At 65.3% G+C, this 19426-nt stretch carries 17 protein-coding genes and 1 riboswitch; of the genes, 6 read left to right on the forward strand and 11 right to left on the reverse strand.

Annotation, left to right across the window (positions count from 1 at the left end; all coding sequences use genetic code 11):
- The 6 genes from ASF57_RS14580 to ASF57_RS14590 form a co-directional block, all read right to left on the reverse strand.
- The coding region (locus ASF57_RS14580; RefSeq protein WP_244476949.1) for a phosphatase PAP2 family protein at positions 1 to 1689 on the reverse strand (1689 nt) is incomplete at its 3' end.
- A 235-nt stretch (positions 1690 to 1924) separates the two neighbouring features.
- Positions 1925 to 2959, reverse strand: a complete 1035-nt coding sequence (gene dusA / locus ASF57_RS14585) for a tRNA dihydrouridine(20/20a) synthase DusA (protein WP_082503996.1) — start codon at positions 2957 to 2959, stop codon at positions 1925 to 1927.
- 189 nt (positions 2960 to 3148) lie between these two features.
- The gene (locus tag ASF57_RS25825; protein ID WP_156376159.1) at positions 3149 to 4171 is read right to left on the reverse strand and encodes a hypothetical protein; all 1023 of its coding nucleotides are present in this window, start codon (positions 4169 to 4171) and stop codon (positions 3149 to 3151) included.
- On the reverse strand, positions 4171 to 5253 hold the full coding sequence (locus ASF57_RS24885; protein WP_082503998.1) for a DGQHR domain-containing protein: 1083 nt from the start codon (positions 5251 to 5253) through the stop codon (positions 4171 to 4173). Before ASF57_RS24885 ends, ASF57_RS25825 begins: the two co-directional genes overlap by 1 nt.
- Complete coding sequence (locus ASF57_RS24890) at positions 5237 to 6307, reverse strand: site-specific DNA-methyltransferase (RefSeq protein ID WP_200935876.1); 1071 nt, start codon at positions 6305 to 6307, stop codon at positions 5237 to 5239. Before ASF57_RS24890 ends, ASF57_RS24885 begins: the two co-directional genes overlap by 17 nt.
- Positions 6308 to 6652: 345 nt before the next feature.
- Positions 6653 to 7312, reverse strand: a complete 660-nt coding sequence (locus ASF57_RS14590) for an urease accessory protein UreE (RefSeq protein WP_056484690.1) — start codon at positions 7310 to 7312, stop codon at positions 6653 to 6655.
- Positions 7313 to 7517: 205 nt separating this feature from the next.
- On the opposite strand from ASF57_RS14590, the gene ASF57_RS14595 reads away from it, so the two are divergent.
- On the forward strand, positions 7518 to 7787 hold the full coding sequence (locus ASF57_RS14595; RefSeq protein WP_056182251.1) for a hypothetical protein: 270 nt from the start codon (positions 7518 to 7520) through the stop codon (positions 7785 to 7787).
- Positions 7788 to 7874: 87 nt separating this feature from the next.
- On the opposite strand, the gene ASF57_RS14600 is transcribed toward ASF57_RS14595, so the two are convergent.
- Entirely contained in the window at positions 7875 to 9146 is a 1272-nt protein-coding gene (locus tag ASF57_RS14600; RefSeq protein ID WP_056484692.1) for a TIGR03862 family flavoprotein, read from the reverse strand.
- Positions 9147 to 9353: 207 nt separating this feature from the next.
- Between ASF57_RS14600 and ASF57_RS14605 the strand changes: the two genes are divergently transcribed.
- Positions 9354 to 10379, forward strand: coding sequence for a TerC family protein (locus ASF57_RS14605; protein WP_056182322.1), 1026 nt, complete (start codon positions 9354 to 9356; stop codon positions 10377 to 10379).
- Between the two features lie 77 nt (positions 10380 to 10456).
- Here ASF57_RS14605 and ASF57_RS14610 read toward each other — a convergent pair whose 3' ends face one another.
- The 3 genes from ASF57_RS14610 to ASF57_RS14620 all read right to left on the reverse strand — a co-directional run bounded on the left by ASF57_RS14610 (position 10457) and on the right by ASF57_RS14620 (position 13011).
- Positions 10457 to 11212: an N-acetylmuramoyl-L-alanine amidase gene (locus ASF57_RS14610; RefSeq protein WP_056484694.1), complete on the reverse strand. Its 756-nt coding sequence runs from the start codon at positions 11210 to 11212 to the stop codon at positions 10457 to 10459.
- Positions 11209 to 11934, reverse strand: a complete 726-nt coding sequence (locus tag ASF57_RS14615; protein WP_056182243.1) for a TerB family tellurite resistance protein — start codon at positions 11932 to 11934, stop codon at positions 11209 to 11211. The genes ASF57_RS14610 and ASF57_RS14615 overlap by 4 nt, the downstream gene beginning before the upstream one ends.
- 144 nt (positions 11935 to 12078) lie before the next feature.
- A complete protein-coding gene (locus tag ASF57_RS14620; protein ID WP_056484696.1) occupies positions 12079 to 13011 on the reverse strand; it encodes a collagen-like protein in 933 nt (310 codons plus the stop codon).
- 351 nt (positions 13012 to 13362) lie between these two features.
- Between ASF57_RS14620 and ASF57_RS14625 the strand changes: the two genes are divergently transcribed.
- From ASF57_RS14625 to ASF57_RS14635, 3 genes are all read left to right on the forward strand, one after another.
- Positions 13363 to 14145 (forward strand): ImuA protein, encoded by a 783-nt coding sequence (locus tag ASF57_RS14625; protein ID WP_244476950.1) that lies wholly within the window; start codon positions 13363 to 13365, stop codon positions 14143 to 14145.
- 55 nt (positions 14146 to 14200) lie between these two features.
- Positions 14201 to 15655 carry a DNA polymerase Y family protein gene (locus tag ASF57_RS14630; RefSeq protein ID WP_056182236.1) on the forward strand — a complete coding sequence of 485 codons (1455 nt, stop codon included), beginning with the start codon at positions 14201 to 14203 and terminating at the stop codon, positions 15653 to 15655.
- A 357-nt stretch (positions 15656 to 16012) separates the two neighbouring features.
- The gene (locus ASF57_RS14635; protein ID WP_056182234.1) at positions 16013 to 16336 is read left to right on the forward strand and encodes a hypothetical protein; all 324 of its coding nucleotides are present in this window, start codon (positions 16013 to 16015) and stop codon (positions 16334 to 16336) included.
- A 20-nt stretch (positions 16337 to 16356) separates the two neighbouring features.
- Here the strand turns inward: ASF57_RS14635 and thiC are convergent, their stop codons facing one another.
- The gene (gene thiC / locus ASF57_RS14640) at positions 16357 to 18249 is read right to left on the reverse strand and encodes a phosphomethylpyrimidine synthase ThiC (protein WP_056484701.1); all 1893 of its coding nucleotides are present in this window, start codon (positions 18247 to 18249) and stop codon (positions 16357 to 16359) included.
- 79 nt (positions 18250 to 18328) lie between these two features.
- Positions 18329 to 18437: riboswitch (TPP riboswitch) on the reverse strand.
- A 150-nt stretch (positions 18438 to 18587) separates the two neighbouring features.
- On the opposite strand from thiC, the gene ASF57_RS14645 reads away from it, so the two are divergent.
- Positions 18588 to 19352, forward strand: a complete 765-nt coding sequence (locus ASF57_RS14645) for a BA14K family protein (RefSeq protein ID WP_056484703.1) — start codon at positions 18588 to 18590, stop codon at positions 19350 to 19352.
- Positions 19353 to 19426 lie beyond the last annotated feature (74 nt).

A 19426-nucleotide genomic window follows, 5' to 3' on the forward strand; every position in this document is an offset into this window, starting at 1 on the left:
GGCGTTGCCGGCGACGGTCAGGGTGCCGATGGAATTGCCCGGCGCCACCACGGCGCCGGCCTGAACCGCGAGGCCGCCGATCGTGCCGGTGCCGCCGATAAGGCCGCCCGTGCCCACCGTGACGGTCCCCGCGATGGTGCCGTTGGCGTAGAGGGCCCCGGTCTGGCCGATGGTGACGTCGGTGGCGACGCGGTCGCTCGCGGCCATGGACAGCATGCCGACGACGTTCTGGAAGTAGCCGGCGGCGCTGTAGAGGTCGATGCGCGCCCAGTAGCTCAGTGGCATTCCGTAGAAGGCGCTGAGCGCGTTGGTCTCGGTATTGACGATGATCTGATTGATCGTGCTGTCCTGGAGCGAGCCATAGAGGCCGCCTTTGGGCGCGATCTGCGCAGCCGCGCTGCTGCTACCGCCATACAAAGGCGCAAGCAGAATGGCGGCATCCGGCCCGCCGGCAGGCGCGGCTTCGCGCGGCGCCTCGGCGAAGGTGAGTGTCGGCAAACCATAGGTCAGGCGCGACTGGTACAAGGCCTGATTGGCGGCGGACGGGAGATAGGGGTTGGCCCCCATGTTAGCCGCGCTCGTGGCGCAGGTCGCGACGGCGGCGCCGCAGCCGGCCGACAGGTAGCTCTGGAGTTCACCCTGGGCCTGGGTGAAGAGCGATGTCAGGTTGATTGCCGTGCCGGTGGTGGCGGCATTGTCGATATAGGCTGGATTGGTGAAGGCCTGCGCGAGATTGTAGGCCGAGAAGGCGCGGCTCCCGATGATGTCGAGCGGATAATGGACGCCGAGTACGATGCGGCTGTCACCGAATTCCGAGCCGCGCATGAGCATGCTCTGGTAGAGCGACGGCGTCAGCATGCCGAGCAAAATCGAATCGGTGATGCCGTAGTTGGTGTGGCCGCTCGGGAACGAAGGGTTGGTGGTCAGGCCGTTGATCGAGGTCGGATCGAACTGGTCGATACCTTTCGGACGGACCTGAACCGGGCGCGAACTTCCGTACACGTCCTGTCCGGCCTGCGTGTTGGTCACGCCGGCGGCGATATCGAGGACGCTCGTCGTCGTGTTGGGCAACCCGTTGAAGCGGGGCAGCGTGTAGCCGGCGGGCGCCACCGCCGGGATCGCAACATAGCCGGCTGGCGTCACGCTCGGGTTGGTGGCCGCACCGTTGGCAAAGTAGTTCTTCGCAACGCCAAGATCGGAGCTGGTGAACTTGTAGGCTCGGTTCAAGAAATCAAATGTCCGGGCCAGCGGTCCCGTCGTATCCGTGCTGGCGCGGATGCCCTGCTGATAGAGCGGACCCAGCACCGGGCCGTACCCGCCCACCGGCTGTATCGGGTGAATCGTGCCCGGCATTCCCGGATTACTCTGGATGGCTTGGAGCGGGAGGCCACCGGCCAGATTGTCGGCCGGTCCGAGCTTCACCACGGATCCGTCGACCAGGGTGATCGAGCCGAGGAAGGGGGCGGCGCCCGGCAGGGCCTTGCCGCTGATGGCCAGGGCGCGCTGGTCAGGCGTCGACCGGTTGTTGACGGCGATGGCTTGCGAGAGGTTGTCCTGCAATGTCGCCTGGCCGATCGCACTGGCATTCAGGGACAGGAACGGTGCGAGCAGGTTCACCACATTGGCATTGGACGGCGTGATATTGGCTGTCTGTGCCTGCGCCGAGGCTAGCCCCGTGGCCGCAAGCATGATGGCCGCACGCGAAACACTGTTTTGAAGTCGCATTATTCGCCCCCGCGAATCCGTTCATCGGATCGATGGCTTGAATAGCGAAAACTACATCTCCAACTTATTCATAATGATGTCATATTTTAAGCTGAGATCCGCCGTGCTGAATCAGCAACAACTTTGATATATCAACTACATGATGCGCGAGCAGATAATAAGCCGCCTCTTTGTCTTGAAAAAACCCGGGCCACGAGATTCAGGCGGCATCCTGTGCCCTGTCCCTGTCCGGAATGGCCAGATCGAGGGACCGACTGTCGCGGGAGACCTGCTCGACCGCGTCCCGGAGGGTCGCGAGCCCGGCTTCGGGCTGGAGGGCGAAGGTCGAGAGGTGCCGGCGATAGGCGCGCGCGCCCGGGCGGCCGTTGAACAGGCCGAGCATGTGCCGCGTCACCGCATGCAGGCGCGTGCCGTCCTGCAGGAATCCGGCGAGGATGGGCTCGAAGGCCGTGATCGCGGCGAACGGGTCGGCGGCCGGCGCGGCCTCGTCGAACAGGACCGGATCGACGTCGAGGAGGATCGCCGGATCGCTGTAGGCGGCCCGCCCGATCATCACGCCGTCCACCTCCGCGAGATGGGACCGCGCGTCGGCGATGGTGGCGATGCCGCCATTGATGGCGATGGGCAGGGTGGGGTGGGCCCGCTTCAGCCGCGCCACCCGCGGATAGTCGAGGGGCGGCACGTCGCGATTTTCCTTGGGTGACAGGCCCTGGAGCCAGGCCTTGCGGGCATGCACCACGAGGCCGTCGACGCCGGCCGCGATCACCGCTTCCGCCAGGGCATCGAGGGCCTGCTCGGTGTCCTGGTCGTCGACGCCGATGCGGCACTTCACCGTAACCGGCACCGACACCGCCGCCTTCATGGCGGCGACGCACGCGGCCACCACGGCGGGCTCGCGCATCAGGCAGGCGCCGAAGCGCCCGTCCTGAACCCGGTCGGACGGGCAGCCGACATTGAGGTTGACCTCGTCGTAGCCGAAGTCCTCGGCGATGCGAGCGGCATGCGCGAGGTCGGCCGGGTTCGATCCGCCGAGTTGCACCGCCACCGGATGCTCCATCGCGTCGAAACCGAGCAGCCGGTCGCGCGGGCCATGGATGACCGCCCCGGTGGTGACCATCTCGGTATAGAGGCGCGCCCGCCGCGACAGCGTGCGGTGAAAGGCCCGACAGTAACGGTCGGTCCAGTCCATCATAGGCGCAGTGCATAAGCGCCACGGTGAAAAGTCAGATTTCATGTTTTTTAACAACTACTTAGCAAAATTATTCCACCTGCTGACCGGCGCGAAAATGAATCATTCGATCGCGTTTTGTCACCTTACAGCAGGTGCTGTAGCTGTAGGCTCCATGCTGTAGTTCGAGCAAGCGGCGACTGGACCGACTGAGGTGGTCGTTTCCAAGCCTGAGCGAGCATCCTCCCATCCTCACTATAGGGCCGACCCAAAGCCTTCCTGCCTGTAAATAACTGAATAAACTGGGTGCAATTTCGTTTGATCGAATCCTGAAAAGCTTCTAAAACACTCTCCGTAAGACGTCGGTATTATATTGGAACCGCCAATAGTCTCTATGGAGGTGATGAGCGAACGCATCACTTTAAGCATTAGCATAGCAAATGCGAAACTCGAATCTTTTTCTTCAAAAAAACGATCTGTAGCAGCTAGAATAAAGGGATCATCATTAATCACATCAGGTATTGTTGGAGTAATGTAGTCTTCTTTGTATAGCCAAGCAATATTTTGGTATAAAACGTCATTTCGGGCGGACGAAAAACCTGCTCCCAGCTCTATTATAAGATCAATAGAAGGCTGTATTGCAGCATCGAAAGTAGTAACTCTAAGTATCCTGACCAGGATAACCCAAATATCTCGCTGTGCTATTGTATCCGACCGCTTGCGATATATAAGCCTTGCTGGATCTGTATAGTTGCGGTATTGACGCGAGAATTCGGTCTGAGCTCGCTGTGTTTCACCTTCTGGAAAAACATCAAGCGCCGCAAAGGTGTCATGTACATGAACTAGGTGCACGCCTAATAGACCTAATAGCGCTCGTGCAGCAACAAACGAGAAATGATAAGCATCAATTGCTGCCCAAGTTGGCTGTCCTCCTAAAAGGCAATTACCTGCGCCTCGTAGAACATACGCAGCTTTAACCGATGCAGAAACGGCATCACCGAAAGCCGCTATTCTTCCACCGGGAAAGCTAAAGACGGATACTTTTTCGCGATCATCAAAGTTCGGGCGTAAAATTGGGTCTAGAGCCAAAGAAAGATCTTGGATTTCGTCTAAGTCGAATCCTAGTGCGGCCGTACCCCAGGTCTGTCTTATTGAAGACCAGGAACGACCGCCGAGGTGGTTCTTAGCTAAGAGCTGCCAATTAGGGGGCGGTGGTGGCTTTCGTTCAGCAGGCATAACGGATGAAGGAGCCGGCAATTTTTTTGGCTTCGGCGGCATTAGCGGAGCCTAATTTGCTTCTTTGCGCCGTCTGCACGCCGCTTTTCAGTCTCGCGCAAAAAGTCTACCTGAAAATCTTTCGCGGATTCTATCTCAGCCTTATTCCCTGATCCTTTACTTGACCATTGAGCAAAATCAAAATTTCTTAATGGCTTCAAAACATCAACAATATCAGTCACACGAAAAGCGCCGACCTGCATCGTGCATACTTTGAAGATGTCTTCGAAGACATTCATCAGTGCGCCGAACCCGACGGTCTTAAAGAAAATAGAATCGGCTTTCTTCCACTCGTCCGGGAAAACCTGCCTTATTGCATCGAAATAGTTTTCTATGATTTCTTCTTGTTGCGCGAGAGTGAATATGTTGAGCAAGCCCTTATCCACATTTACGTAAGGAGTAAGCTTCCGTACGAAATTTACAATGGAAACCTGTCCAGGGCGCGGGGATGTCGTAACTACTATCCGACCAAAAAAAGTTGATTCTGGGTTTTTACGTAACGCATTGGCAATATCAGTTGCACGCTCAGCAGCAACCTCGCCTGTGGTCTTAAATTTCGGGAGATGCTTGAGAAGATCCAAATATAACGATGTTGGAACATTCTTACCTTCACGATTGATCGTGACAAATTGCTCAATTTGTGCCTCTGGAGATAATCCAATCATGGCAATGACATTCAATTCGATGTCAGTACCTTCCAAGGCGGCCATGTGGGCACCTGCTAGTCTATGCTGACCGTCGATGACCCAAGCTATATCTTTGCCCGCATCCATTGAGAGCTCAGACGTCGCAGGATCATAGCTACCTTTATCCAATGCGATGATAACACTCCCCGGTATAATGTTTCCGGATTTAATATAATCAGCTACCGCTCTAACCCTGCTATTGGCTAGAACTCGCTGGTATCCATCGTCCTTATCTTCTTCTCGACGATTAATAGATACATAAGACCATAAATCACTAGCTTTTTCTGAAAATGAGTAAAGACTTGTTGCGCCCTGATGAATTGGAACTACAGAAAAGGTTTTTTGAGCAAGCAAGTTGCCGACCTTTTTTCCGCTCTGAACTTTAGGCTTCGGTGCCATTTATTGCCCTCCAAAAATGTGCAGGAGCTTTCGCGACCGCCAGCCCTGGGGTCGGCACATAGATTGGCTCATCGATTGATCGGAATTTCAGTTCCTTACGCGACGCAGCCTCAAGACGCTCGGACCCAATTAAGACATACAAGGGATTGATATCACAACCGGAAAAGCGACGACCTTCAATCAATGCCGCTACGCCAGCGCTGGCAGAGCCAGCGAAGCAATCCACTACAAGGCCGTTTTGCGGAGTAAGCGCTCGAACAAGTCGCTGGATCAGCGCCACCGGGAATTGGCAGGGATGATCCGTCTTCTCAACATGATTTGATTTTACATTAGGAATTTCCCACACATCACCGGGGTTTTTGCCAAGCGGATTTCCGCTCAACTCACCCTTTTTCAAGCCCTTATAGTGACGCTTACCAGGATATTTTTGGGGAACTCTGACGGAGTTCAAATCAAAGAAGTAATCCTTACCTTTAGAGTACCAGAGGATCGTTTCATGGCGTCCGCTGAACTTTTTAACAGCATGCGTGCCATGCCCAAACGTCCATACAATACGATTACGAAGTTTTAGTTCGTTTTCTTTGCTAAAAGCGTCGTAGGTTAGATAATCTAGTGGAATAACTGTTCCATCTTTCTGATGATTTCCCACTTGCCAGCAGAGATTTCCTCCCGGCTTCAGTGCTTTCACGAGCAGCGGAGCCAATTTTCTATGTATAGACGTGAAATCTTCAGGCTTAAGGGATGTGTCGTACTCCTTACCCATAAAATATGGCGGAGAGGAAACGATTAAGTCTACAGATGATGGCTCAATATTACGCAAAAACGTTATCGCGTCTTCGACAACAATTTTTGCTCGTTCATCAGGCGACATATCGAGATCCAACACGCATGGGACTTTGAGATAGGTTAGCAGAAATGCAGGCGAGATCCATGACCTCAGCGTTACACTCACAAAGAAAGAATCCCTTTGCGATCTGCCTGTCTCGCCTAGGGTTTGAAAAGCTTGGCTCTTGAGCTCTGAAGCTGGAAAGACTCGGCCAACCGCGCTGGTCATTCAGACGGCGCATTCCTCACCTCGACAATCATAACGAGCGAGGGATCGTACTGTCCCTTCTCCGGCACCGGGCCCCTGATGGGCGATGGAAATGTAGAATGAGGAGGCTGAGACGCTGCTGTGAGTTCGCTCAGGTGTCCTGAGGTAGCTGTCAGGCACCCTGCGAATTCTACAGCATCATCTACAGCACGCACCTAGCCTATTCGCCTAAGTGCTTACATTAAAGAGGTTTTCGACACTGTCCGTCCCATCCATCATGGGCGCGATGGAAAAGCGGAGGTCGCGGGCGATCATGAGCCGGACATAACCGTCCGCGCCCGGAGCTTCAACGCGGGGCCGGCCCGCTCAGTGGTCGTGCTTGCAGTCCGGCCCGTGCACATGGCCGGGGGCGCCGTGGTCGTGCGCATGGTCATGCACCGCATGGGAGTGGTCGTGCGCATGGTCATGCCCTGCATGGGAATGGTCGTGCGCATGGTCATGCCCCGTATGGGAATGGCCGTGATCGTGATCGTGATGGGCATGATCGTGGTGTTCGTGCGCGTGGTGATCATGCGCATGATGATCATGGCCGCACTGGCTGTGGTCGTGGGCAGCGCGCTCGGGCTTGAAGGCGCGGGTCACCGGGGTGGCGGCGCAGCCTTGGCCGCGCACCAGTTCGGCAGCGCTGCGGGGCACGTAGAGCACGTCGGCCGCGATCTCGGCCGGGACATGGCTTCCGCCGAGCTGCCAGGCGAGGCGCAGGAGCCGGGCCGGGTTCTCGGCGCGGACTTCGAGGAGCGGCTCCCCCGCGGCCCGGATGGCGACGAGACGGCCGTCCTCCAGGCGCAGGGCATCGCCGTCCTCGAAGGCGGCCGCCTTGGCCAGCGCGAGGGTGAGGCTCAGGCCACCCTCCGCCGTCAGGCTCTCCGGCGGGGCCTGCCGGGCGGCGTGATCGAGCACGATCGTGTCGACGATCGCATCGGCGCGGACGGCGACCTTGCGGACGATGGCGGTGGCGCGCTGCATGATTTCCTCGCGTCGGAAGGGGTGGCCGGCACCACCCCGATGGGTCCTGAAGGCCGCATCACTAGAGGGTTTTTTCACCAAACGGAAAGGCGGGCCGGAACCTTAGCCGTACGGGGTGCATTTCCGAGGTGGAATGCTTAAGCTCGGGCGGCACGAACATCACGGCCGAAGGCCGGGTCACGACGCACAAGGGAGTCTCGGAACCATGAAGAAGCTCATCGCCGCCACCTTCGCGGGCGCCCTCGCCCTCTCGCTCGGCGCCTGCAACACGCCGCAGGATCGCGCCCTCGGCGGCGCCGGCCTCGGCGCCCTCGCGGGTGCCGCCATCGGCGGAGCCGCCACCGGCCGCGCCGGCGGTGCGCTCGCGGGTGCGGCCATCGGCGGCGCCGGCGGCGCCATCGTGGGCGCCTCCACGGCTCCCCGCTGCCCCTACGGCACCTACCGCGACGCCTACGGCGACGTGTACTGCCGCTGAGACCCCAAAACCCGTACGGCCCTCAGGCCTGCGCCGGACCGCGAGGCTCCCTCTCCCCCGAGAGGGAGCTTTTTTCATGCGTCTGTCTCATGCCTCTGTCCGGGCCGCCATCCAGGCCAGCATGCCCTCGGCCGCCGCGCGGCCGGAGGCGAAGGCACCCTGGAGCAGGTATCCGCCCGTGGGCGCCTCCCAATCCAGCATCTCGCCGGCCACGAAGGTGCCGGGCCGCCGCGCCAGCATGAAGCGTGCGTCGAGTTCTCGACCATCCACACCGCCTGCCGTCGAGATCGCCCGGTCGAGCCCGCGCGGAGCCAGGAGGCGGATCGGCACCGCCTTGATCAGCGCCGCCAGCGCCTCGGCGGTGACGGGTAGCGGATGGGCGGCCTCGCGCAGGAGGCCGATGCCCACCGGCGGCAGGGCCGCATCCTTCCGCAGGCGGTTGGCGAGCGACAGCCCGGGCTTCGGATCGCGCAGGGATTTCGCCAGGGGGGCCGCGGCGAGATCGGGGCGCAGATCCAGGTGCATTACGGCGTCGCCCCGTTCCGTCGCCGCCCGGAGGATGCGCGAGAGGGCATAGATCGCCCCGCCCTCGATCCCGTCGGCGCTGATCACGGCCTCGCCGCGAACCGAAGTGCCGTCGATCGCGAGGGCGATGCGCTTGAGAGGCGTCCCGGCGAAGCGCTCGGCGAAGACCGGCGTCCAGGGCACGGTGAAGCCGACATTGGCGGGCTTCAGCGGCGCCACCGCGACGCCCTCGCCTTCGAGGAGCGGCACCCAGGTCCCATCCGAGCCGAGGCGGGGCCAACTCGCGCCTCCGAGCGCCAGGAGCACCGGGCGGTGGGCGGTCTCGATCCGGCCCTCCGGCGTCTCGAAGACCGGGCCGCCCGAGGCTGCCCAGCCGGTGAACCGGTGGCGGGTTCGAATGCGGACACCCAGGCCCTCGAGGCGTTGCAGCCAGGCGCGCAGCAGGGGCGAAGCCTTGAAGCGCTCCGGAAAGACGCGGCCGCTCGATCCGACGAAGGTCGGCTGCCCGAGGTCGTCGCACCAGCCGCGCAGGGCGTCCGGCGGGAATGCCGTGATGGCCCCGGCCAGGGTGCCGCCCTCCGGGTGGTAGCGCGCCAGGAAGGCCGGCAGCGCTTCGGAATGGGTCAGGTTGAGCCCGCCGCGCCCGGCGATGAGGAACTTGCGGCCGACGCTCGGCATGCGGTCGTACAGGGTGACGGCATGCCCGGCCTGCGCCAGCACCTCCGCTGCCGCAAGACCGGCCGGGCCGCCGCCGATCACGGCAGGGCCACGGGCCTTCGGATCGCAGGGCTGCGGTTCACACGTGTTCGGGCCGCTCCGTTCAATCTCAGTCATGCGTTCTGGGAAGCCGTCGCGCGGCACGCCTGTCAAGCGTAGCCGGTCTTCTCAAACGTAGCCGGTCTTCGCCCTTGATTCGCCATCGGGCGAGTCCCAACTGCGCCTCATCGGCTGCGGGCCCCTCTGGCGGGATGCTGCATGATGCATTCCGTGATGTCGGAGCCGATGCTTTCTCTCCTCAAGAAGCATCGACGGTCCTGCGTCATGGTTGATTTTCTGTATTACGACTGGCTCGGCAAGCCCGTATGGATGTGGCTTGGGTTCCACGCCCTCGTGGCCGGGCTGCTGGCCTTTGATCTCGGGCTCCTGCACCGCGACAAGAACCACGAAATCGGCGTGAAGGAGAGCCTGCTCCTGACGCTGTTCTACTTCACCCTCGGGATGATCTTCGGCGGGTGGGTCTGGTGGTTTCTCGGTCCGCAGGCCGGGCAGGAATACGTGGCCGGCCTCGTGGTCGAGAAGTCGCTGTCGATGGACAACGTCTTCGTGATCGCCGTCATCCTGACCGCGCTCGGCATCCCGCGCGCCGCCCAGCACCGGGTCCTGGTCTGGGGCATCCTGGCGGCCGTGCTGCTGCGCGGGTTGATGATCGGCCTCGGCGCGGCCCTCGTGCACCAGGCTGCCTGGGTGCTGTCGATCTTCGCCGCCTTCCTGATCTTCGCCGGCCTCAAGATGCTGTTCTCGAAGGACGAGGAGCCGGGCGACATCCGCGAGAACCGGGCCGTCCGGTTCCTGCAGCGGGTCTTGCGGATCACGCCCGAGCTGCACGGGCAGCACTTCTTCGTGCGCAAACCCGACCCGAAGACCGGCAAGACAGCCCTCTGGCTGACCCCGCTGGCCCTGGCGCTGATCCTGGTGAACGGTGCCGACGTGATCTTCGCCGTCGATAGCGTACCGGCGATCTTCGCCATCACCACCGACACCTTCGTGGTCTACACCTCCAACATCTTCGCGATCCTGGGCCTGCGCGCGCTCTACTTCGCGCTTGCCGCGATGGTGGATCGCTTCGCCTATCTCAAGACGGCTTTGGCCTTCATCTTGATCTTCATCGGCGGAAAGATCGTGGTGGCCGATACCTTCGACCTCGTCCACGTGCCGCCGTGGGTCTCGCTCGCGGTGACCATCGTGTTCCTGGTGGCCGGCGTCAGCTACAGCCTCTGGCGCACCCGCGGCACCGTTGCGGAGGATATGCAGGCGCAGGGCGGCGAGGCGGCGCAGCACCGCGCGTGAGCGGCGACCTGTGCCTGGAGTTTCACGCCGGCTCTTCCCTCTCCCCGCAGAGGGGGAGGGTTGCGCATCCGGGTGCGCTACCGCCCCGGTAGGGCCGCGATCAGGTCCCGCAGCGTCGTGATCGTGGAGGCATCCGCCACGCCGTCGACGCGGGCCGGGCGGAAGTGGCGCTGGAACGCCGTCACCACCGCACCCATGCGCGCGTCGAAGGTGGCGCTCACCGGCAGGTCGTAGCCGTAGAGGGCGAACATCGCCTGCAGCGCCTCGATCGGCGGCCCCGCATCCCCCTGCGCGAAGAAGCGTCCGTCGCGGATCGGGGCCGGCGCCACCCAGTGGCCGATGCCGGCGCGGGCCAGGGTCTCCCACGGGAAATGCTCGCCCGGATCTTCCTTGCGCTCGGGCGCGACGTCGGAATGGGCGAGGATCCGGTGCGGGGCGAGGTTCCATCGCTGGATGAGATCGCGGCAGAGGGCGATCACCGCCTCGATCTGCGCCGGGGGATAAGCGGGCAGCCCGCCCGCATGGCCTCCGTTGACGATCTCGATGCCGAGCGAGCGCGAATTGATATCCGTGATTCCCGCCCAGGAGCCCTGGCCCGCATGCCAGGCCCGTCGCCCCTCGGGCACCATCTGCACCACGCGGCCGTCCTCCAGCACCACGTAATGGGCCGAGACCTCCGCCACCGGGTTGGCGAGGCGTTGCAGGGCGGCGGCCGCGCTGTCCATGCCGGTGTAGTGCAGGATCAGCAGGTCGACCGGGCCGACCCGGCGCTCACCGTGGTTCGGCGAAGGGTGGACGCTGGTGGCGATGGAGCTCTCGGGGGTGGGTTTCATGGCAGGCCCCGCTCGGCGGTGATCCGGTCATAGGCGGCATTGATGGCCGCGAGCCGGCGGGTGGCGATGGCCACCGCCTCCGGCGGCAGGCCGCGGGCGATGGCGCGGTCCGGGTGGTTCTCCACCACCAGGGCGCGGTGCGCCGCCTTCAGGGCGGCATCGTCGACGTCGTGATCGAGACCCAGCACCAGGTAGGGGTCGTCGGACAGGCGCACATGCCGGGCGGCGATGCGCCGGAACGCGGCCTCGTCGTAGCCGAAGGTCTCCGCCACCGCGCGCAGGTAGCGCTCCTCCGCCTCGTGGATGGCGCCGTCCGCCTTGGCGATGTGAAACAGGCCGTCGAGCACGTCCTCCAGCAGGGCCGGCTCGTCACGGAAGGTGGTGGCCAGCTGGCGGGCATAGGCCTCGAAGCCGTTCGAAGTCCCCTTGGCGAGATCGAACAGGCGCTGCACGCCGGGCCGGGCCCGCTCGTCCACCTGCACCACCTTGGCGAAGGCCTCGACCTCGGCCGGCGTCACCACGCCGTCGGACTTCGCCATCTTGGCGGCGAGCGCCACCAGGCCCGTGGTGAACACCACGTCGCGGGGCGTGGTGCCGAACAGCGCGCCCTCGCGGTCGACCAGGAAGTGCCCGGCGACCCCGCCGACGAGGCCGCCGAGGGGGCCGCCGATGGCGAGGCCGATTCCGGTGCCGCCGAGCTTGCCCCAGATCCCAAGGCTCATCGAATGGCCTCGCGGGGGCTGGGATGGATGCTGGAACGGGCAAGCGGCATGAGGGGGATCGACAAGGGCAGAATCGATATCGGCGCGAAACGAAGCGCGTCCTTACACCGGACGGCTTCGGTTCGGCGATAGGCGAGAGGCGCCTCAGCGTCGGGCGCAGAGGCCGACGAGACCCTGGCTCTCGCTGGGGCAGGCGGCACTCAAGGTTCCGTCAGCGCCCGCCGTCACGATGGCGCTGCCGCCCTTCAGGCAGAGCGCCGAAGCCAGGATCTCGGTGCCCTCGCAGGTGATCGCGCAGCCCGTCGCCGGGCAGGTGTCCTGGCGCACGACCCGGAACGGGGAAGCGGGTGCGGCGGCCGCGAGGGCGGCCTGACCGGCTTCGCCCTTCGGACCCGCCGGGCCGCGCTCGCCAGCCGATCCCTTCTGGCCCGGTTCGCCCTTCGCGCCCGGATCACCCTTCGCGCCCGCCTCTCCCTTAAGGCCGGCCTCGCCCTTGGGTCCCGTCTCGCCCTTGGGTCCCGCCTCACCCTTGGGTCCCGCCTCACCCTTGGGACCGGTCTCGCCCTTCGCACCGGTCTCGCCCTTGGCGCCCGGTTCGCCCTTCGGCCCCTGGGGACCGGGCAGGCCGGCGACGCCCTGCGGTCCGGCGGGGCCGGTCTCGCCCTTGTCGCCCGTGTCACCCTTCTGCCCCGTCTCGCCCTTCGGGCCGGGCTGGCCGGCCGGGCCGCAATTGGCGATCACCGCCTCGCGCTCGTCCTCGCCCGCCTTCAGGGTAGCGATGCAGTTGGTGGGCACGTAGGGCAGGCGGAACACGAACCGGCCCCGGCTGTCGGCGATGATCGAGATGTCTTCGTCGAGCACCACCACGGTGCCCGGCTTGCGCACGCTGCCGGAGATGCGCAGGTCCCCGTTCTCGAAACGGGCATCGTAGACCTGGATCGGCTGCGACACGGCCTGGGGCCGGCGCGTTCTGGCCGCCTCGCTCCTGGGCTGGGCCGCCGTCTGCGCGGCAGCGGGCAGGCCGCCCGCGACGGTGATCAGGCCCGACAGGATCACGAGGGCACGAGCGAGACGCATGGAGTTCTCCCGGCTGATCCGCGTCTTCTGCGCGGCAGGTGAGGAGTGCTGCCCTGCCCTCGCCACAGGGTCAAGCGTGGCGGATCGGCCGGCCCGGAGACCGCCATCCACAGGCATCCACAGCCGTCCACAGGCCAAGTCCCTGAGCACGAGCGAAATTCTGAATCCCCCCGGAAACCGATTGAGTGTGTTCCTGTTTTGTTCTTAGCGTAGCGGGATGGAACGGAGCCGATGAGACAGAGCCCTGAAGACACTCCCGACGCGGAGACCGAGACGTCATCGGCGAATGCGCCAGATTCGGACGCCTCGAGCCCGGATGCTTCGGGTCCGGATGCTTCGGGTCCGGATGTTTTGAGTTCGAGTGTACCCCTGGATCTGGCGCCCCTGGATCTGGCCGCCCTGCGCGCCCTCGTGGCCGATCGCGGGGGTACGTCCGTCCTCCGGGGGGCCTTGCCCCTCGGCATCCACGACGTCGATACACGCCTCGCCCAGGGCGGCCTCGCCCTTGGGCAGTTGCACGAGATCGCCCCGGCGCAGGCGGGCGACGAACCGGCGGCGCTGGGCTTCGCCCTCGCGCTGGTGGCGCGCCACCTCGCCCGGGTGCGCGGCGAGGCCCTGCTGGTGGTGGGCCGGGGGCACCCCCTTCCCTACGGGCATGGGCTGGCCGGGCTCGGCCTCGATCCCGGGCGCCTGCTGCTGTTCGACGTGGCGAGCGACGGCGACGCCTACCGGGCGCTCGAGGAATCCCTGCGCGCGCAGGGGTTGGCGGCGGTGGCGGGCCTCATCGATGCCGCCTTGCCTCTCGCCCAGAGCCGCCGGCTCCATCTCGCGGCGGCCCGCACCGACCTGCTGCTCCTCGTGCTGAGGCCACCGGAGGCGGACAGCCCCAACGTGGCGGCGACGCGCTGGCGGGTCGCCGCCGGCAAGGCCCTGCGCGACCGCTTCGGCTGCATCGAGCGGCCGTGCTGGCAGGTGACGCTCGACCGGAGCCGCAACGGACGGACCGGACATTGGCTTCTGGAGTGGGATCATGCCGCGCATCGTTTCGGTCTGGCTGGAGCATTGGCCGATCACGCGGCTGAGGCGGGCCCAGGCGGCATCCTCGGCGAACGACGCGCCCAGCGCTCGGGCTGATGGCGGCCCAAATGAAGGTGGCCCTGGCGAAGGCGGGACCGGCGAAGGCGGCCCGATGGTCGTGGCCGCCATGGAGGCCAACGGCTTGCGCTTGGTGGCGGTGGACGCGGCCGCCCGCGCGCTCGGCCTCGCGCCCGGCGAAACCCTGGCCCGGGCCCGCGCCCGGATCGGGACGCCGGTCGCCGTCCATCCGGCCGATCCGGAGGCCGATGCCGCCGCGCTGCACCGCCTGTGCCTCTGGGCCAAGCGCTACACGCCCGTCGTCGCCCCCTACGGCCCGGCGGAGGGCGGCGACGGGTTCTTCCTCGACATCGCGGGGGCGAGCCACCTGTTCGGCGGCGAAGCCGCGCTGATGGACGACCTCGCCCGGCGTTTGTCGACGCGCGACATCGCGGCCCGCATCGCGCTCGCCGATACGCCGGCCTGCGCCTTCGCCCTGGCGCGCCATGGCGGAGGCGGATTCGTGGCTCCGGGCTGCAACGCGGAGGCCCTGCACGCCCTGCCCGTCTCGGCCCTGCGCCTCGATGCGGCCATGGCGCAGGCGTTGGCCCGCCTCGGCCTGCGCCGGATCGGCGACCTCGCCACGGCGCCCCGGGCACCGCTGGCCCGACGCTTCGGCGAAACCCTGCTGCTGCGCCTCGATCAGGCCCTCGGACACCGGCCCGACCCCCTGGTCACCGCCGAGGACCCCCGGGAATTCCAGGCGGTGCGCGGCTTCCTCGAACCGATCGGGCAGCCGGAGACCATCGTGGCCACCGCCATGGGTCTGATGGAGCGCATCGGGGCCCGGCTGGAGGCGGCCGGCCTCGGTGCCCGGGCCGTGCGCCTGACCCTGACCCGCGTCGATGGAATCCTGCGCACCCTCGATCTCGGCCTGAGCCTGCCGACACGCTGCCCGAGCCAGATCGGACGCCTGCTCGCCCTGCGCCTCGACCGCCTCGGCCCGGCCCTCGATGCCGGGTTCGGCTTCGAGACCGTCAGTCTCGACGTCACCGCCACGGGCACGATCACGGCACGCCAGGCGACGCTGATGGAGGCCTCCGGCGGGTGTGAAGGCGCCGAGCATCTGGGCGATGCCCTGCGCCAGCGCCTCGGCCGGCGGATGATGCGGCTCGGGTTTCGCCAGACCCATCTGCCCGAGCAGGCCGAGGCCGCGGAGCCGTGGCGCGCCAGCCTCCCCGCGCAGGCGGACCGGCCCGATCCGGGAGCCCGCGCGCGCCTGCCGCCGCGCCCGCTGGTGCTGCTCAGCCGGGGCGAGGCGGCCGAGGACGTCATCGCGCTGGCTCCCGACGGGCCGCCGCACCGCTTCCGCTGGCGCCGCCGGGTCCATCGCATCGCCCATGCGGACGGCCCGGAGCGCATTGCCGACGAGTGGTGGCATGCCCCCGGCCCGACGCGCGATTACTACGTGGTGGAGGACGAGGCCGGCCGCCGCCTCTGGGTCTATCGCGAAGAAGTTCCGGCGATACCGGCGCCGGCGCGCTGGTTCGTGCACGGGCTGTTCGCCTGAGATGACAGATGGCGGAGAAGCCCCGTGATGCAATTACAGACTGCATGACGGGCGCGGGCGATGATTCTCCCGACGATCGGAATCGGGAGCCGCTGGAATGACCCTCACCACCTTGGGGCGAATCGGAACCCGCTGCATCGCTTACGCGATGCTGATGGCCGCCTCCGGTCCGCCCTCCGACGCGGCTCCAGCCGATCGCGACCGGGCAGCCTTCATCAAAGCCCGTCGCTGCGCCGTCATCGAGCGGGTGCGCAGTATCCACCGGCTTGGCCCGCGCTCAACCTCTCGGGATCGGTTCCTCGTCGTCAGCGATGCCCGAGTGGACCAGAGCTACGTGCAATGCATGTTCTTCAATGCATGTTCTTCGATGAGGACACGAAGATGTTCTGCGAAGCTTCGTCCGGTGCTTATGGCCCTCAATCAGCGACACTGCGCTTCGAGCTCTCGCACGCTTCGGACGCGGCTCTGCGGCAGTTGGGATTTACCCAAACCGATCAGACGAAAAACCACACCCGGGAGATCACGCTCGGGACACCACCGGACTATGACATCGCAGCCAAGCTCATGCTCGGTGCGCTTTACGATGCCTACGGCGTAGGGATGGAGACCCAGCTCGCGTTCAAGGCACCGATGGCGATCCTTCCTTTTCGTGCCTGCCCCGGACCCGTCAGACGCCCCTGACCGATCCGGGGAGGAAGGGACTACTCCGCCGCGTCGACGTAGAGCTTGCCGCCCTCGGCCTGGAACTCGGCCGACTTCGCCGCCATGCCCGCCTCGCGCTCGGCCTGGCTCATGGCCGTCGCCTCGCCCAGAACCTGGCCGGCCGCCTCCATCGCCAGCACCTCGGCGCGCAGGTCCTGCGTGATCTTCATCGAGCAGAACTTCGGACCGCACATCGAGCAGAAATGCGCGACCTTGTGGGCGTCCTTCGGCAGGGTCTCGTCGTGATAGGCGCGGGCGGTGTCGGGATCGAGGGAGAGGTTGAACTGGTCCTCCCAGCGGAAGTCGAACCGGGCGCGCGAGAGAGCGTCGTCGCGCAGCTGCGCCGCCGGGTGGCCCTTGGCGAGGTCTGCCGCATGGGCCGCGATCTTGTAGGTGATCACGCCTTCCTTGACGTCGTCGCGGTTGGGCAGGCCGAGATGCTCCTTCGGGGTGACGTAGCAGAGCATGGCGCAGCCGAACCAGCCGATCATGGCGGCGCCGATGCCCGACGTGATGTGGTCGTAGCCGGGGGCGATGTCGGTGGTCAGCGGGCCGAGGGTGTAGAACGGCGCCTCGCCGCACTCCACCAGCTGCTTTTCCATGTTCACCTTGATCTTGTGCATCGGCACGTGGCCGGGGCCCTCGATCATGGTCTGGCAGCCCTTGTCCCAGGCGATCTTGGTGAGTTCGCCCAGAGTCTCGAGTTCGGCGAACTGCGCCGCGTCGTTGGCATCCGCGATGGAGCCGGGGCGCAGGCCGTCGCCCAGCGAGAACGAGACGTCGTAGGCCCGCATGATGTCGCAGATCTCGTCGAAGCGCTCGTAGAGGAACGATTCGCGGTGCCCGGCAAGGCACCAGCGCGCCATGATCGAGCCGCCGCGGCTGACAATGCCGGTGACCCGGCGCGCGGTGAGGGGCACGTGCGCGAGGCGGACGCCCGCATGGATGGTGAAGTAGTCGATGCCCTGCTCGGCCTGCTCGATGAGGGTGTCCTTGAAGACTTCCCAGTCGAGCTTCAGCGGATCGCCGCCGACCTTCTCCAGGGCCTGGTAGATCGGCACCGTGCCGATCGGAACCGGCGAGTTGCGCACGATCCACGAACGGATGTTGTGGATGTTGCGCCCGGTGGAGAGGTCCATCACCGTGTCGGCGCCCCAGCGGGTCGCCCAGACCAGCTTCTCGACCTCCTCGGCCGCAGACGAGGTCACGGCCGAATTGCCGATGTTGGCGTTGATCTTGACCAGGAAGTTGCGGCCGATCGCCATCGGCTCCACCTCGGGGTGGTTGATGTTGGCCGGGATGATGGCGCGGCCGCGAGCCACCTCGTCGCGCACGAATTCGGGCGTGATGAAGGCCGGCAGGGCGGCGCCGAAGCTGTTGCCGTCGCTGAGCGCCGCCTGGGCGCCCTCCAGCATCGTCTCGCGCGCCAGGTTCTCGCGGTGCGCGACGTAGATCATCTCCTCGGTGATGATCCCGGCGCGGGCGAACTCGTACTGCGTCACCATCTGGCCCGGTGCGGCCTTGCGGATCTCGCGGGTGGCCGGACACGGGGCCACGAGCTTGTCCTCGGGCACGAAGCCGTTGTCCTCGGGCTTGACCGCGCGCGGGGTCACGGTGGCGTAGCCACGCCGAGCGATCCAGGGCTCGCGCACCAGTGGCAGGCCGGCGCTGAGGTCGATCCCCGCATCGGTCTCCGTGTAGGGGCCCGACGGGTCGTAGACCCGCACCGGCGCTTCCTTCGGATCGCTCAGGGTGATCTCGCGGAACGGCACCCGGATGTCGTCATGCCCGGCCACCGCCGCATAGACCTTGCGCGAGCCCATGATCGGGCCGGTGGTCACCGCGGGCGCCTGGCCCTGCGGCAGATCTTTCGGGAGAACGGGTGCATTCATCGGGGTCGCTCCTGGCGTGGGAGACGATCCGGACTCGCGAACGGCGGTTTGGATGGGACGACGCCTGAACCCACGCGCCGCTTCTGATAATTCCCGTCCCTCCGCCGGTACGAACCGGATCAGGTTCAAGGGTCAGGGCGACGCGCCCAATCTCAGCCCCCGCACTCGGGGCCCCCCTCGGAATGGTTCCAGATTCAAGGTCGGCGTCGCGTTTGTCAATCGTTGCCCTGACAAACCGACGCGGAATGTCGTCCAAGACGAACTTCGTCGCTCAGTCCCGCGTTTACTGATCAGACGTCCGGTCTCTACGATCGGCATGCCACCATAGGATTTCTCCCATGAAGCGCATTCTTCTGGCCTCGGCCGCCCTGGTCGGTGCCCTCTCGATGATTCCCGTGACCGCCGACGCGCGTCCGGGCGGCGGCGGGTTCCGGGGTGGCGGCGGCGGCTTCCACGGCGGCGGAATCGGTGGCGGCGGCTTCGGCGGTCGCGGCGGATTCGCGGGCGGCGGCTTCCGCGGTGGCAACTTCGGTGGCGGCGGCTTCCGCGGCGGCTTGGCCCAGGGTGGCTTCAACCGCGGCGGCTTCAACCGGGGTGGTGTGATCGGTGCGGGGGCGGGTCTCGGCGCCGGAGCGGGTTTCGCGGCCAATAACGGCTTCCGGGGCGGCTTCAATCGCGCGGGCTTCGCGGTACACCGGGGCGGCTTCGCTGGACACCGGGGCGGCTTCGCTGGACACCGGGGTGGATTCGATCGGGGCCACTTCGCCGGCCGCGGCTACGGCCACGGGTATCGTCGCGGCTACGGCGGAATCGGCCTCGGGCTCGGCCTGGGTCTTGCCGGCGCAGGCATCGGCTACGGCCTCGGCAGCGCCTATGGCGGCTATTACGGCGACGATTACTACGCGGGCGGCTACGCGCCGGCCTATTACGGCGGTGGCTATGCGCCCTACGGCGGCGCCTACGCCCCGGCCGGCTACGCGGAAACCACGGAAGTCGCGCCTGCCGGCAACGATGTCGCCTACTGCGTCCAGCGCTTCCGCTCCTACGATCGCCGGAGTGGGACCTATCTGGGCAATGACGGCCAGCGCCACGCCTGCCCGTAAGGTCCGAGCCAAGCGCGAATCCCCCGATACCCGCGAAGGCCCGGCCGAAAGGCGGGGCCTTCGTGCGTCGAGGA

Source organism: Methylobacterium sp. Leaf117 (assembly GCF_001422985.1).
Taxonomy (GTDB): domain Bacteria; phylum Pseudomonadota; class Alphaproteobacteria; order Rhizobiales; family Beijerinckiaceae; genus Methylobacterium.